Below are 13,861 nucleotides of genomic sequence, written 5' to 3'. Positions count from 1 at the left end.
TGAATCAACAGGCGAGGAGCCGAAGCTCCGAGGTTCGCGTCTCGAACGGCGTGGTAAAGCCGACCGTTCCGACGTTGGACAGCAGGACGTGGGACGTTTGCTGCAGCGCGGGTGGCACCGATTCACCTAGCAGAGAGATCGTCGTCGCGTTGTTACTGTTCTTTTCGAATTGGCGTGCCGTCACGTCCTTCGGCCCGGCGACCGGGTCTCCTCGACACTCGCAGCCGAGGGCTCGCCTTACGCATCGGTCGTCCACTGCATGCGAACCGCCGTGTTCTTCTCCAGCACGAGGCGCTGCTGCGCATTGGCCTCCCTGGCAAGGGCTACGAACGGTCAAAGGTGGCGAGGCATCATCGACTCGAATGGGAACGTCATAAAACTCCCGATAGTGATCCGGCTTTTCGGCGCCATAATGGAGGCATGAGACACCTTCCGGGACGCCGCGAATCCGCCATTGCTGACCGTCACGATGTCGAGCGGGAGGTCATCTCCTCCCGCCGAGCGTTTGAGGGGAAGGTCGTGAACGTTCGGATCGATGAGGTCCAGCTTGCTGCCGGGCAGGAATCGGTGCGACGGGACGTGGTGGAGCATCCCGGAGCCGCCGCCGTCATCGCGATCAATGACCAGGATGAGATAGCCTTCATCCAGCAGTACCGGCATCCCGTCCGCGCCGAGCTGTGGGAAATCCCAGCCGGGCTGCTCGATGTCGAAGGCGAAGACCCGAAAGAGACCGCGCGCCGCGAGCTGCGCGAAGAGGTCGATCTTATTGCGGGACGGATCGACAAGCTCATGACGCTCGCGCTCAGCCCGGGCGGTTCGGATGAGTTCGTCCACGTCTATCTCGCAACGGACCTGACCCCAGCCGAGAAACCCTTTGATCGGGGCGAGGAAGAAGCCGAATTCGAACTCACCTGGGTGCCGGCTAAGGAAGCGATAAGGGCCATCATGAGTGGCAATATCGCCAACGCGAGCACGGTCGCCGCGGTCATCGCCGGTTTCGCGAAGAAAGAGCAGCTGGCGGCCGCGCAGCAGCCCAGACCGAAGGCGGCGGAAAAACCCACGATGCGGCTCATGGTGGACTACTCGGGCCCCGCGCTGTGGTTACTGGGCGGCGACGCGCCCGAAGTGAGCGATGAGAAACTCGCGGCAGATCTTGACAACTGGAACGAGCACTTCCAGAACTCCTATGACTGGGAGACGGGTTGGCGTACGAAGGCGGACGCCGATCAGCATTTCGCGGCCGCGCAAGAACTCCTGCCGCGCGTGCAAGCGCATTTCCCGAACTACTACGTCTATCACGATGTCTGGGAGACCCGGTATCAGGCCGACGAGTCATGAGGCGCGCGGAAAAAGTTTTTCGGATATCTGCGCGCGGCTTGCTACGGCGACCACGGAGCGGACCGCCTTCACTGCCGGCTACCTCGGCACGGTCGATGCCGACCAGAGCCCTCAGGTCCGCACGGTCATCCTGCGGAGCTTCGAATCTGACCAGTTCGTCGTCTCCTTCGCGACCGCCCGGCGATCACATAAGTTTTTCGAGCTTTCTGCCAACCCCGCGGCAGCGTTCACGCTGCACGACGATATGGTCCAGCTGCGCCTGACGGGACACGTGGCAGAAGACTGCGCAGCCGCGACGCGCAATCGGATCTGGCAGGGCTTCGCGGAGCATACGCGCGCGCAGTTCGCCTCGTTTGAGGATTTCGCGTGGCTGAATCTCACCGTCGCAGCATTCGACTGGCTCGACCTCACGGCGAGTGAACGGTGGCGCGGGCAGCGCGCCGAGCCGGGTTGGCAGATCCGGCCGGTCGCGCTCTAAGCGAGCATCGCACGGATTCTGGTCGACGACAGATGGGGGCGACACATCGTAAGAAACCATTGAAAGGATGGTAAGTAGTCGCCAGAATTGAGTAAAGAACTCTTCCCCTCGGGTTCGTCACATCATGGCGTCCCTGTTCACTGCCGGAAGGAGGAAAATTTACCAGCGTTTTGGTGTCGCGCGGCGAGGAAAGCTACAGCTGGGACAAGTACGCGACGCTTAAGGCGCCGGAAGTCACGTTGTCTGGCGACGTGTGGACGCTCAGTGGCCAACTGCAGGAACACCTCGGGCCGACGGACGGATCACTCCGATCACCGAGGTTCCGGGCGAGGTCACGGGATCCGTTGACCACCTCCTGGCGGCAGACAAAAAGGTCTTCACACTCGACGGTAAGGAAGCGACGAAGATTTCGCTCACGACCTGCTTCCGTAAAGGCGGCCCAAATGGGTTCGTTAAGAGGTTCGAGATGACTGGCGATTTCGACGACCACCTGGCGACCGTGACCGTCAACTACCTAGATAACGGTGATCCCGACCGGATCGACCTGTTGCAGGCTGATCGGAAGACTAAGACTCCGAGCAGCTTCGTGTGGAGCTCTCTGCAAAAATCGGGCCCTGCCTTTGGTAAGGAAGGCAAAAAGTTTGCCGTGGGTGGCAACATGGCGGACAACATGGACGAGAGCCACTCGATCGAACTCGCGACCGAATGCGACGAGTTTAGAGACCAAGACGACTATTGGGTTCGCGCGAGTTCGAACGAGTATCGAGCGCGTAGCTGCGCGCGATCGCCCACGTGATGGCGACGACGGTCAGGCCCGAACCGAGCATATGCGCAACGACGAGAGCCGGATGCAGTCCGGTGAAGTACTGGATGTAACCGAGCAGGCCCTGGGCGAGTAAAACGCCCACGACAACGAGCCACGGCCGGGCAGCCAACGAACTGCGCTTGGCAACGAGGTAGGTCGCGATGGCGACGAGAATGACGAGCACCCAGGCGGCGCCCGCGTGGATGCGGGTGATGAAAAGCGGATCGATCGCGAACCGGTACGGCTTATCGGCATCCCCCGAGTGCGGGCCGGTGCCCGTGACGACGACACCGATGATGGCGACCGCGACCTTCACAGCAGCGATCGCAACATGTAGAGACGTTTCGAGGCGGGGGAGCGCAGCGGGGTCCGTTGCACGCGGCCGGTAGAGCCGGTAGACGAGATACGTCGAAAGCGAGACGAGCCCGAGGGATAGCGCCATGTGCAGGCCGACGACGGCCGGATGGAGCGTCACCCAGACACTGATGCCACCGACGACCGCCTGCACGATAATGAGCGCGAGGACCGCCCAGGCATAGGGACGCACATCGCGCCGCGTGGGCGCGGACTTACGGTACAGCGACCAGATCAGCGCGAGAGCAATAATGCCGAGCACCCCCGTGAGCGTCCGGTTGCCGAACTCGATGATCGGGTGCCACGTGGACTCCTCGTGGAAGACCGGCGCGAACTGCCCGGGCTCGCACATCGGCCACGTCGAGCAACCGAGCCCGGAGCCGGTCACGCGCACGGCACCTCCGGTCACGATAATGCCGACTTGGGCCACGAGGTTTGCGATCGACAGGCGTCGCTGAAGGGCGTCATTCACGGGGGTATCCACGCTTGCCATCCTATCGCGGGCCGCCTATTCCCAACGAAAGACGCGCACCGCGAGGGCCGAGAGCACAGCCGCCCACGCGGCTACGACGATCAGGGGAACGAGCGCGAGATTCCCGAGCGCGGCGGCACGCATCGCCTCGCCGAGCGCCCCGAAGGGAGTGAACGCGAGGAAGTAACCCGTCAGGTGCTTTCCGACGGGCACGAGGACGCCGCCGGCGACCACCATGAGGACGAACGCAATATTCGCGACGGCGAGCACGGCCTCGGTGCGCAGCGTACCGCCCAGGCACATTCCGAGCGCGACGAAGGCGAGCGTCCCGAGGGCAACGGTGATGGCGATCAGGAGCAGGCTCGCGCCGCTTACCGGACGCCACCCGCCAAGGATCCACGCGATGGCACACAGTACGAGGACCTGAGCCGCGACGATGATCGCGACGGCGATCGCCTTGCCCAGCAGCAGGCCGCGCGGACCCAGGGGTGTCGTCGCGAGCATACGCAGCACACCCCAGCGGCGATCGAAGGCGACCGCGATCGACTGCGAGGTGAACCCCGAGGCGATGACGGCCATCGCGAGCGAACCCGCGAGGGCGTGGGCGGCCTTCGGCTCGGGCAGGCCGAGCGCGTCGATATGCAGGAGCGCGACAAGCGCGATGATCGGCATGATGAAGGCGACCATGAGCTGTTCGCCATTGCGCAAGATCGCACGCGTCTCCCACGACGCCTGGGTCAGTGCGGTGCTCACTTCTCGTCCTCCCTCGTCAGCGCCAGGAACACGTTCTCCAGGCTCCGCGGCCGCACGTTTACCTCGAGATCGCTAAGCCCGCGCGCGAGCAGTTCACTCGTGAGGCGGTGCATGACCTCGGCGCTCGATCGCGGCACCTCGATCGTCGTATCCGCGCCATCGATGAGCTGGCCATCCACGGCGCGCGCTAGCGAGTCTGCGTCCGCGACCTGCCCACCGAGCGTGATGAGGGTGCCGCCGGTGAGGTCGGCGACGGTGCCGTTCGCGACGACCGTGCCGCGGTTGATGACGACGATCCGGTCGGCGAGCTGCTCGGCCTCATCCATGAGGTGGGTCGTGAGCACGATCGACGCGCCCCGCTCGCGCACCCGCTGCAGCAGCTGCCACAGCTCTCGGCGCGAATGGGGGTCGACACCCGCGGAGGGCTCATCGAGGAAGAGGAGATCCGGCTCGCCGATCATCGCGCAGCCAATCGCGACCCGCTGGCGTTCACCGCCCGACAACCGGCGCACGGCCGTCGAGAGCCGATCGGTCAGCCCGAGGGAGGCAGCAAGCGCACGTTCCGCGCCCGCGCGCCGGTGCAGTTTTGCCACGTGGGCCAGCACGGCGCCCGCACTCGGTGCCTGCGGCAGGCCACCTCCTTGCACCATGACGCCGACACGCCGACGCAACTCGGGGGCGCTCGCGGGATCGAGCCGGTCTTTGCCGAGCACGCGGATCGCGCCGGAATCGGGGGAGCGAAGGCCCGCGCAGCATTCGATCGTCGTCGTCTTGCCGGCGCCATTAGGGCCGAGCACCGCGGTGATCTCGCCCCCTTCGGCAGTAAAACTCACCTCATCGACGACGCGGCGAGTGCTATAGGACTTCACGAGGTCCAAAACCTCAAGAGCTGGGGATGGCACCCACCCAGCCTACCTATGGGCGGATGGGGCGATTAGATGAGAACTGCCCCATGAAGGTATACCTTGGTTGTCGGGAATGAATTAAGCAATAAAAATGTTGTTTTAGTCAGGACCGGAAGGAGGAGCGCATCGTGTCAACCACACTGCCACCGCGTAGCGAGGACGACGGAACGCGCCTCGTTCCGCGCCGCTCCGGCGATCACGAGCTCACTGAGGACGGCGCCACCCGCGCCCGTATCCTCGACCTCATTATCGAGCGCGGTCCGATTACCGCGCGCGAGCTCGCCAAGCACCTGGATCTCACCGCGGCGGCCGTCCGCCGCCACCTGGGGACCCTCGAAACGCACGGAGAAATCACCGACTACGAGGGCGCGAGCCACACCGTACGTGGCCGTGGCCGCCCCGCCCGTCACTTCGTCGCCACCGACGAGGGGCGCGGGGGAGCCGCCAATCCCTACAGCGCCCTCGCCTCTGACGCGCTTTTGCAGCTGGCGACGATCGCCGGCGACGAGGCCGTCCAGACCTTTGCCCGCAACCGCTTCGATACGCTCGCCGAGTCCTACCGGCCCGTTGTCGAAGCCGCCGGTGACGACCCGCTGGCACGCGCCGAGGCCCTCGCCGCAGCGCTCACAAAGGACGGTTTCGCCGCGACGGTTCGCCCCGTCGGCGACGGCGGGATCGCCCTGCAGCTGTGCCAGGGCCACTGCCCGGTACAGGCCGTCGCCGAAAACTTCCCGCAGCTGTGTGAGGCCGAAACCGAGGCCTTCTCGCGACTCTTGGGAGTCCACGTGCAGCGCCTCGCGACCCTCGCGTCCGGCGAACACGTCTGCACCACACACGTTCCCCTGTTCATCCCCCCTCGCCGAGATTCGGAAGGAAATTCATGACGACAGATACCAGCCAGGCACCCCAGCCGGCTCCGAGCACCGATGAGGAGATCATTAACTCCATCGGTGCATACAACTACGGCTGGCATGATCCCGATGTCGCCGGCGCTTCCGCTCGGCGTGGCCTGAGCGAGGAAGTCGTCCGCGATATCTCCGCACTGAAGGGCGAACCCGAGTGGATGCTCAAGCGCCGCCTGCGTGCCCTCGACCTGTTCGACAAGAAGCCGATGCCCACGTGGGGCGCGGACGTCTCCGACATCGACTTCGACAACATCAAGTACTTCGTGCGCTCCACGGAAAAGCAGGCCACCAGCTGGGAAGACCTGCCCGAGGACATCAAGAACACCTACGACCGGCTCGGCATCCCCGAGGCGGAAAAACAGCGCCTCGTCGCGGGCGTTGCCGCGCAGTACGAATCCGAAGTCGTCTACCACCAGATCCGCGAGGACCTGGAGCAGCAGGGCGTCATCTTCCTCGACACCGACACCGGCTTGAAGGAACACCCCGAACTGTTTCAGGAGTACTTCGGCACCGTCATTCCTGCCGGCGATAACAAGTTCGCGGCCCTGAACACCGCCGTGTGGTCGGGCGGCTCCTTCGTCTACGTCCCGCCCGGCGTGCACGTGGAGATCCCGCTGCAGGCCTACTTCCGCATCAACACGGAAAACATGGGCCAGTTCGAGCGCACGCTCATCATCGCCGACGAGGGCTCCTACGTGCACTACGTCGAGGGCTGCACCGCGCCGATCTACAAGACCGACTCGCTGCACTCGGCCGTCGTCGAAATCATCGTGAAGAAGGACGCCCGCGTCCGCTACACGACGATCCAGAACTGGTCGAACAACGTCTACAACCTCGTCACCAAGCGCACGACCGTCGAGGCCGGCGGCACCATGGAATGGGTCGACGGCAACATCGGCTCCAAGGTGACCATGAAGTACCCGGCCGTCTACCTCATGGGCGAGCACGCCCGAGGCGAGACCCTGTCGATCGCGTTCGCGGGCGAAGGCCAGCACCAGGACACCGGCTCCAAGATGGTGCACATGGCGCCGCACACCTCCTCGTCGATTGTCTCCAAGTCGGTGGCGCGTAACGGTGGCCGCTCCTCCTACCGCGGACTCGTCCAGGTGATGGAAAACGCCAAGCATTCCAAATCCAACGTGCTGTGTGACGCGCTACTCGTCGACCAGATCTCCCGGTCCGACACCTACCCGTATGTCGACGTGCGCACCGACGACGTCGAGATGGGACACGAAGCGACCGTCTCCAAGGTGAGCGAGGACCAGCTGTTCTACCTCATGAGCCGCGGCATGGAAGAAACCGAAGCCATGGCCATGATCGTGCGTGGGTTCGTCGAACCGATCGCGCGCGAGCTGCCGATGGAATACGCGCTCGAACTCAACCGACTTATTGAACTTCAGATGGAAGGATCCGTGGGCTAACCGTGACCACACTGTCAACCGATCATTCGCGAGCCGAACTCGCCGGCGACCACACCCACGGCTCAACTCCGGCAGCTGACAAGGCGGATAAGCCGCGTTCCTTCGAGCTCGCAGACTTCCCGGTCCCGGCCGGCCGCGAAGAAGACTGGCGCTTCACGCCGATCAAGCGGATGTCCGACCTCTTCGCCGATACGCTCACCGGCCCGGCACCGTCGATTAGGTTCGAGGGCTCCGACCTGACGGCCGAGGGCCTGCCGTTTGACGTCACGACCGACGAGTGTCCGTGCGTGGGCTCGGTCGGCGCGCCCGCCGACCGCACCTCCGTCGTCGCCTGGGCCAACCGTGGCACCCCGACGTGCATTACCGTCGGCGAATCCGCCTCCCGCCCGCTCGTCTTCGACATCGTCGGCGACTCGCGCGAGGCCGCGGCTCAGCACGTGACCATCAACATCGCCGACGGCGTCGAGGCGACGATCGTCTTGCGCCACACCGGCAGCGTTCAGCTGACCCAGACCGTCGAGATCGACGCGGGCGCCGATTCGGACGTCACGATCGTTAGCACCCAGGAATGGGACGACGACGCTGTGCACGCCGCCTCGCACCGCATCTCGGCTGGGAAGGACGCCGTCGTCAAGCACATCGTCGTCACCCTCGGTGCCGACCTCGTGCGGATCACGACCGACGTCGAATTCGCCGGTGAAGGCGCCGACGTCGAGCTCCTCGGCGTCTACTTCACCGACGCCGGCCAGCACCACGAGCACCGCCTTTTTGTGGAGCACCGCCTGCCGAACTGCGTCTCCGATGCGACCTACAAGGGCGCGCTGCAGGGCAAGGACGCGCACGCCGTATGGGTCGGCGACGTCCTCATCGGTCACGATGCGACCGGCACCGACACCTACGAGCTGAACCGCAACCTGCTGCTGACCGAAGGCGCCCGCGCCGACAGCGTGCCGAACCTCGAGATCGAAACCGGCGAGATCGCCGGCGCCGGCCACGCCTCTGCGACCGGCCGCTTCGACGACGAGCAGCTGTTCTACCTCATGAGCCGCGGCGTGCCCGAAGACCTCGCCCGCCGCCTCGTCGTGCGCGGCTTCTTCGCCGAGCTCATCAACCGCATCGGCGTGCCCGAGGTGCAAGACCGCCTCATCGCCGCGATCGAAGCGGAACTCGACCAGACCATGGCCCTCATCAAGTAAGGAACACGCAACCTTGTCCACTCTGGAAATTAAGAACCTGCACGTCCAGGTCGAGACGAACGACGGCCCGAAGCAGATCCTGCGCGGCGTCGACCTCACCATCAACTCCGGCGAGATCCACGCCATCATGGGCCCGAACGGCTCTGGCAAGTCCACCCTCGCCTACTCGATCGCGGGCCACCCGAAGTACGAAGTTACCGAGGGCGAGATCCTGCTCGACGGCGAAGACGTCCTCGAGATGAGCGTCGACGAGCGCGCCAAGGCGGGCCTTTTCCTCGCGATGCAGTACCCGGTCGAGGTCCCCGGCGTGTCCGTCTCCAACTTCCTGCGCACCGCCCGCACCGCGGTCGACGGCGAAGCCCCGAAGCTGCGCACCTGGGTCGGCGAAGTCAAGGACGCCATGGAGCGCCTGCGCATGAACCCCGACTTCGCGAACCGCGACGTCAACTCGGGCTTCTCCGGCGGCGAGAAGAAGCGCCACGAGATCCTGCAGATGGAGCTGCTGCGCCCGAAGTTCGGCATTCTCGATGAGACCGACTCCGGCCTCGACATCGACGCCCTGCGCATCGTGTCCGAGGGCGTCAACCGCGTCCACGAGGAGACCAACACGGGCATCATGCTCATCACGCACTACACGCGCATCCTCAACTACATCAAGCCCGACTTCGTCCACGTCTTCGTCGACGGTCGCGTCGCTGAACAGGGCGGCGGAGAGCTCGCCGAGCGTCTCGAAGCCGAAGGTTACGACCGCTTCTTGCAGGCAGCGCACTAATGCCGACTTCGCCCGTGGTGACGCGCTCCGACTTTCCCGCGTTGGAGCGCAACCTCGGCGATGTCCAGCTGACGTACCTGGATTCGGCGGCGACGGCGCTCAAACCGCAGGTCGTCATCGACGCCGAATCCGATTTCTACGCCCGTCTGGATGGCGCCGTGCATCGCGGCGCCCACCAGGTCGCCGTCGAAGCCACCGAAATCTACGAGGGCACCCGCGCGAAAGTCGCGGCCTTCATCGGCGCGGCTACCGAGGAAATCGTCTGGACCAAGAACGCGACGGAGGGGTTCAACCTCGTCGCCTACGGCATCCTCAACGCGACCCTCGACGATAGGGCTAACCCGGGCAGCGTCGATGAGCGCCTCGCGATCCGTCCCGGCGACACGATCGCCGTGACGCAGGTCGAACACCACGCGAACTTCGTGCCGTGGCAGCAGCTCGCCGCGCGCACCGGCGCCGAGTTCCACGTCGTGCCCGTCCGCCCCGACGGCACGATCGACCTCGAGGCGCTTGCCGACCTTCCCGAGCGCACCCGCGTGCTCGCGTTCACGCACGCCTCGAACGTCACCGGCGCCCTCACCGACGTCGCGGCGATGGTCGCGGTGGCCCGCGAACGCGGCGCTCTCACGGTGCTCGACGCGTGCCAATCCGCGGCGCATCTGCCGCTCGACATGGGCGAGCTGGGCGTCGATTTCGCGGCGATGAGCGCGCACAAGATGATGGGGCCGACGGGCGTCGGCATCCTGTACGGCCGCTCCGAGCTTCTGGCCGCGCTGCCGCCGTTCATCACGGGCGGCTCGATGGTCGCCCTCGTGACCGAACAGGCGACGCGGTTCATGCCCGCGCCGATGAAGTTCGAGGCCGGCACGCAGATGACCGCGCAAATCGCGGGCCTGTCCGCCGCCATCGATTATTTGAACGGCGTCGGGATGGGCAAGGTCGCGGCCTACGACCTCGAACTCGGCGACTACCTCCTGCAGGCCGTGCGCGCCACGCCCGGCGCCCGCATCATCGGTCCCGAGTCCGGCGAGCGGCTCGGCCTCGTCGCCTTCGCGCTCGGCGACGTGCACCCGCACGACGTCGGCCAGTACCTCGACGCTGCCGGCATCGCGGTGCGCGTCGGGCACCACTGTGCCCAACCCGTCCACCGCGCGCTCGGCGTGCAATCCTCCACGCGCGCGTCGATCGGCCCCTACACGACCCGCGCCGACATCGATCGCTTCGCCGATCGCCTCGCCGGCGTCCGGCCCTTCTTCCAAGGAACCGCCTAAATGGACGCAATGGAACAGCTCTACCAGCAGATCATCCTCGACCACTCCAAGGCCCGCCACGGCGGGGCCCTGCTCACTGACTACGACGGTGAGTCCTTCCAGGTCAACACGACGTGCGGCGACCAGGTGCTGCTGCGCGTCGACATGGACGGGGACCGCGTCGCGCGCATCGGCTGGGAGGGCGAAGGCTGCTCGATCTCGCAGGCATCGCTGTCCGTGATGCACGACATGACCGAGGGCGAAGCCGTCGCCGACATCGACCACCTCGCCGGAATTTTTCGCGACATGATGCATTCGCGCGGCGATTTTCCGGACGATCTGCTCGACGAGCTCGACGACGCCTCGGCCTTCGTCGGCGTCGCGAAATTCCCCGCCCGCGTCAAATGCGCGCTGCTCGGCTGGATCGCCCTGGCCGACGCCATCGCCGACGCGAAGCAGAAATAGGAGACAATAGCCCCATGACTACCGACCCGCAGCCTACGACCGCCGCCGACGTCGAAGAGGCGATGCGCGACGTCATCGACCCCGAGCTCGGCATCAACGTCGTCGATCTCGGCCTCGTCTACGGCGTCAACATTGAGCCCGACGGCACCGCCGTCATCGACATGACGCTCACGTCCGCCGCCTGCCCGCTGACGGACGTCATCGAGGACCAGACGTACTCGTGCCTCCAGGGCCTCGTGAAGGACTCGCGCATCAACTGGGTCTGGATGCCGCCGTGGGGTCCGGACAAGATCACGCCGGAGGGCCGCGACCAGCTGCGCGCCCTCGGATTCAACGTCTAGCACGGTACGCTAGCGGGGTGAAACGCCGCCTGATTTCTGCCGCCTTCGTGGCGTGCGCACTGTCCGCTTGTACCGCGTCGTCGGCTCCGAACGAGCCGTTGGCGAGCCCGACGACGATCACGCCGTGGCCCTCCGATGCCGCCACGACGACGCAGCCGGCGGTCACGTTCACCCTCGTCTCGGCGGGCGACGTCCTGCCGCACACCTCGCTGTTCCAGGCGGCGAAGACGGCCGACGGCTATGACTTCACGCCGAACATGGCCGCGTCGAAGCCCTTCGTTGAGGGCGCGGATATCGCGCTGTGCTCGCTCGAGGTTCCGATCGCACCCGAGGGCACGAAACCCAGCGGCTACCCGATGTTCGGCGCGCCCAAACAGCTCATCGGCGACCTGAAAACCCTCGGTTGGGACGGCTGCACCTTCGCGACGAACCACACCGCCGACCGTGGCTGGGACGGCCTGAAAACTACGCTCGACGCCTTCGACGCGGCGGGACTCGGCGTCACCGGCGTCGGCCGGACGAACGACGAGCGCCTCGCCCCGCGCTACTACCGCGTCGAAAAAGACGGCCGCAGCTTCACGCTCGCGCACGTGTCCGGCACCTATGGCCTGAACGGCATGCCCGACCCCGGCAAGAAGCAGGGCTTCCAGGCCGTCAACATGCTCGAAGACATCGCCGACGCGGCCAAGCGCGCCAAGGACGCCGGCGCCGACATCGTCATCGCGAGCCCGCACTGGGGCATCGAATACCAGATGAAACCGAACGACGAACAGCGCGCCATCGGCCAACAGCTCGCCGACACCGGCGTCGTCGACGCGATCATCGGCACCCACCCGCACGTGCCGCAGGAGGTCGCCGAACTTGCCGGCAAGGACGGCAAGAAGGTCCCGATCGTCTACTCGACGGGCAACTTCTGGTCCGGGCAGGACGAAAAATGCTGCACGCGCGAGACCGCGACGGGCCTCATCGCCCAGCTGGCCATCACCGTCGACGACGACGGCGCGCGCGTCGGCGCGATGAAATACACGCCCGTGACGATGGACCTCGACGCCCGCCGCCACCACTTCATGCTGTCCTCGCTCGTCGACGGCGACCGCCCGAAGGGCGTCACGCTCAAGCCCGACCGCATCAAGGCACGCTGGGACGCGCTCCTGAAGGTCATGGGCGACGAGCACCTGGAGAAGAACCCGCCCAAGGGCGGCGCCAAGGTCACGCTCGTCGACGCCCCCAAGAAGGGCTAGCTAGGGCTGCTGGACCGACCAGGTATCGCACGCCTGCATCCAGCCATGCTTGAACCCTTGCGTAAACCACTTCATGCGCTGCTCGGCGCTGCCGTGCGTCCACGTCTCGGGCGAGACCCGGCCCTGCTGCTGGGCGCTGCCGCGGCCCGGTGCCGCCGATCGGCGCGGTCGAGGGATCGCCGCCCAAGAACATGTAGAGCAAGAGGAATAACAGGCCGCCAAGACCGCCGACGCCGCCGGCGACAAGGTGGTGAGCCGTAACCGCTCTCGTTAAGGCGTCAGGCGTTCGTATACCCAGGCGACGCACGTGTACGGCAGGCTCACGAGGTCGTCCTCGCCATAGCCGAGATGCTCGTTGAGGTACCACCGCAGGTTGTCCTGCATGCGACCGCGCACGGCCTCGCTCGCGGCGAGATACGACGATCGGGTCCGCGCCAGAGCCATGACGTCGCGGGGGAGGAGGTCCTGGGTGAAGGACGACGTGAGACGCCGCGGCACGCCAAAATACGGCGCCAGGTCGCGGTAGCCGCGGGTGAGGTGGACATCGCCGCTGCGCATGATCCGCGTGAGTCGGTGCACCCACGCCACCTCGGTATCGAACTGGTTCCAGATGAGAACGAGATGGCCGCCGGGCGCTAGCAGCCGGTGCGCCTCAGCGCTCGCCGCGATCTCGTCGACCCAATGCCAGGATTGCGCATACGTCATGACCGACGCGCACCCGTCCGCGAGCCCGGTCGCCTCGCCGCGGGCATCGACGACGCACACGTGGGGGAGCCGGGCCGCCAGCTGCCGCGCCATTGCTTCGGCGGGCTCGACGGCGATTACCTCGCAGCCGCGTGCCAGCAGCATGTCCGTGAACTTGCCGGTCCCGGCCCCGCAGTCGATGACCGTCCCACCCTCCTGCTGGGCGAGCTCGGCGACCGCATCGGCGATCTCAGCAGGGTAGTCCGGGCGATATTTCTGGTAGCTCTCATCGGCCTGACGAAACGCGGCCGCGCGCCGCTCGCGCGTCCGCCGATCGCGCCGCGTCGCGCGGATGGGCTCAATCGGCTTCTCGGAGATCACGCAGCTACTGTAGCGCCTTGGTGATAGCCGCAATCTGGCCGCCGCTACCCACAGGGAGGCGATAGGGCATTACCCGCATGCTGATGCCCGACGCGCACCA

The 13,861-nt window shown here is 65.8% G+C and carries 16 protein-coding genes; 10 read left to right on the top strand and 6 right to left on the bottom strand.

Annotation, left to right across the window (positions count from 1 at the left end; genetic code table 11):
• Positions 1 to 4: 4 nt before the first annotated feature.
• The gene (locus tag BSZ39_RS02210) at positions 5 to 184 is read right to left on the bottom strand and encodes a hypothetical protein (RefSeq protein ID WP_073715762.1); all 180 of its coding nucleotides are present in this window, start codon (positions 182 to 184) and stop codon (positions 5 to 7) included.
• A 236-nt stretch (positions 185 to 420) separates the two neighbouring features.
• Between BSZ39_RS02210 and BSZ39_RS02205 the strand changes: the two genes are divergently transcribed.
• Both BSZ39_RS02205 and BSZ39_RS02200 read left to right on the top strand, forming a co-directional pair.
• Positions 421 to 1,338 (top strand): NUDIX domain-containing protein, encoded by a 918-nt coding sequence (locus BSZ39_RS02205; RefSeq protein WP_073715761.1) that lies wholly within the window; start codon positions 421 to 423, stop codon positions 1,336 to 1,338.
• A complete protein-coding gene (locus BSZ39_RS02200; RefSeq protein WP_073715760.1) occupies positions 1,301 to 1,816 on the top strand; it encodes a pyridoxamine 5'-phosphate oxidase family protein in 516 nt (171 codons plus the stop codon). Before BSZ39_RS02205 ends, BSZ39_RS02200 begins: the two co-directional genes overlap by 38 nt.
• A gap of 716 nt (positions 1,817 to 2,532) precedes the next feature.
• Here BSZ39_RS02200 and BSZ39_RS02195 read toward each other — a convergent pair.
• The 3 genes from BSZ39_RS02195 to BSZ39_RS02185 are packed head-to-tail and all read right to left on the bottom strand — an operon-like array spanning position 2,533 to position 5,102.
• Complete coding sequence (locus BSZ39_RS02195; protein WP_158025071.1) at positions 2,533 to 3,459, bottom strand: COX15/CtaA family protein; 927 nt, start codon at positions 3,457 to 3,459, stop codon at positions 2,533 to 2,535.
• 24 nt (positions 3,460 to 3,483) lie between these two features.
• The gene (locus BSZ39_RS02190) at positions 3,484 to 4,200 is read right to left on the bottom strand and encodes an ABC transporter permease (protein WP_073715758.1); all 717 of its coding nucleotides are present in this window, start codon (positions 4,198 to 4,200) and stop codon (positions 3,484 to 3,486) included.
• Entirely contained in the window at positions 4,197 to 5,102 is a 906-nt protein-coding gene (locus BSZ39_RS02185) for an ABC transporter ATP-binding protein (RefSeq protein WP_073715757.1), read from the bottom strand. The genes BSZ39_RS02190 and BSZ39_RS02185 overlap by 4 nt, the downstream gene beginning before the upstream one ends.
• Positions 5,103 to 5,233: 131 nt before the next feature.
• Between BSZ39_RS02185 and BSZ39_RS02180 the strand changes: the two genes are divergently transcribed.
• From BSZ39_RS02180 to BSZ39_RS02145, 8 genes are read left to right on the top strand one after another with little or no spacing between them, the layout of a single operon-like run.
• A complete protein-coding gene (locus BSZ39_RS02180) occupies positions 5,234 to 5,989 on the top strand; it encodes a helix-turn-helix transcriptional regulator (RefSeq protein WP_245792401.1) in 756 nt (251 codons plus the stop codon).
• The gene (gene sufB / locus BSZ39_RS02175) at positions 5,986 to 7,431 is read left to right on the top strand and encodes a Fe-S cluster assembly protein SufB (RefSeq protein ID WP_073715756.1); all 1,446 of its coding nucleotides are present in this window, start codon (positions 5,986 to 5,988) and stop codon (positions 7,429 to 7,431) included. The genes BSZ39_RS02180 and sufB overlap by 4 nt, the downstream gene beginning before the upstream one ends.
• Before the next feature lie 2 nt (positions 7,432 to 7,433).
• Entirely contained in the window at positions 7,434 to 8,627 is a 1,194-nt protein-coding gene (gene sufD / locus BSZ39_RS02170) for a Fe-S cluster assembly protein SufD (protein WP_222842840.1), read from the top strand.
• Between the two features lie 13 nt (positions 8,628 to 8,640).
• Positions 8,641 to 9,399: a Fe-S cluster assembly ATPase SufC gene (sufC, locus tag BSZ39_RS02165; RefSeq protein WP_073715755.1), complete on the top strand. Its 759-nt coding sequence runs from the start codon at positions 8,641 to 8,643 to the stop codon at positions 9,397 to 9,399.
• Positions 9,399 to 10,670, top strand: coding sequence for an aminotransferase class V-fold PLP-dependent enzyme (locus tag BSZ39_RS02160; protein WP_073715754.1), 1,272 nt, complete (start codon positions 9,399 to 9,401; stop codon positions 10,668 to 10,670). The genes sufC and BSZ39_RS02160 overlap by 1 nt, the downstream gene beginning before the upstream one ends.
• Positions 10,671 to 11,114 (top strand): Fe-S cluster assembly sulfur transfer protein SufU, encoded by a 444-nt coding sequence (gene sufU / locus BSZ39_RS02155; RefSeq protein WP_073715753.1) that lies wholly within the window; start codon positions 10,671 to 10,673, stop codon positions 11,112 to 11,114.
• 14 nt (positions 11,115 to 11,128) lie between these two features.
• The gene (locus BSZ39_RS02150) at positions 11,129 to 11,455 is read left to right on the top strand and encodes a metal-sulfur cluster assembly factor (protein ID WP_073715752.1); all 327 of its coding nucleotides are present in this window, start codon (positions 11,129 to 11,131) and stop codon (positions 11,453 to 11,455) included.
• 17 nt (positions 11,456 to 11,472) lie between these two features.
• Positions 11,473 to 12,696, top strand: a complete 1,224-nt coding sequence (locus tag BSZ39_RS02145) for a CapA family protein (protein ID WP_158025070.1) — start codon at positions 11,473 to 11,475, stop codon at positions 12,694 to 12,696.
• On the opposite strand, the gene BSZ39_RS14960 is transcribed toward BSZ39_RS02145, so the two are convergent.
• Together BSZ39_RS14960 and BSZ39_RS02135 are read right to left on the bottom strand one after the other, a co-directional pair.
• The gene (locus BSZ39_RS14960; RefSeq protein WP_222842839.1) at positions 12,697 to 12,918 is read right to left on the bottom strand and encodes a neutral zinc metallopeptidase; all 222 of its coding nucleotides are present in this window, start codon (positions 12,916 to 12,918) and stop codon (positions 12,697 to 12,699) included. It abuts the gene before it with no gap.
• A 48-nt stretch (positions 12,919 to 12,966) separates the two neighbouring features.
• A complete protein-coding gene (locus BSZ39_RS02135; protein ID WP_158025069.1) occupies positions 12,967 to 13,761 on the bottom strand; it encodes a class I SAM-dependent methyltransferase in 795 nt (264 codons plus the stop codon).
• Positions 13,762 to 13,861 lie beyond the last annotated feature (100 nt).

The sequence above is a fragment of the Bowdeniella nasicola genome (assembly GCF_001907295.1).
Lineage (GTDB): Bacteria > Actinomycetota > Actinomycetes > Actinomycetales > Actinomycetaceae > Bowdeniella > Bowdeniella nasicola.
Note: the sequence above shows the minus strand (reverse complement) of the source record. Positions and strands in the feature narration are given on the sequence as shown.

Bases quoted from the DNA above. Each gene is read 5' to 3' on its own strand.
- BSZ39_RS02205 (WP_073715761.1), top strand. From the start codon at position 421: ATGAGACACCTTCCGGGACGCCGCGAATCCGCCATTGCTGACCGTCAC.
- BSZ39_RS02200 (WP_073715760.1), top strand. From the start codon at position 1,301: ATGTCTGGGAGACCCGGTATCAGGCCGACGAGTCATGAGGCGCGCGGA.
- sufB (WP_073715756.1), top strand. From the start codon at position 5,986: ATGACGACAGATACCAGCCAGGCACCCCAGCCGGCTCCGAGCACCGAT.
- BSZ39_RS02160 (WP_073715754.1), top strand. From the start codon at position 9,399: ATGCCGACTTCGCCCGTGGTGACGCGCTCCGACTTTCCCGCGTTGGAG.
- sufU (WP_073715753.1), top strand. From the start codon at position 10,671: ATGGACGCAATGGAACAGCTCTACCAGCAGATCATCCTCGACCACTCC.
- BSZ39_RS02150 (WP_073715752.1), top strand. From the start codon at position 11,129: ATGACTACCGACCCGCAGCCTACGACCGCCGCCGACGTCGAAGAGGCG.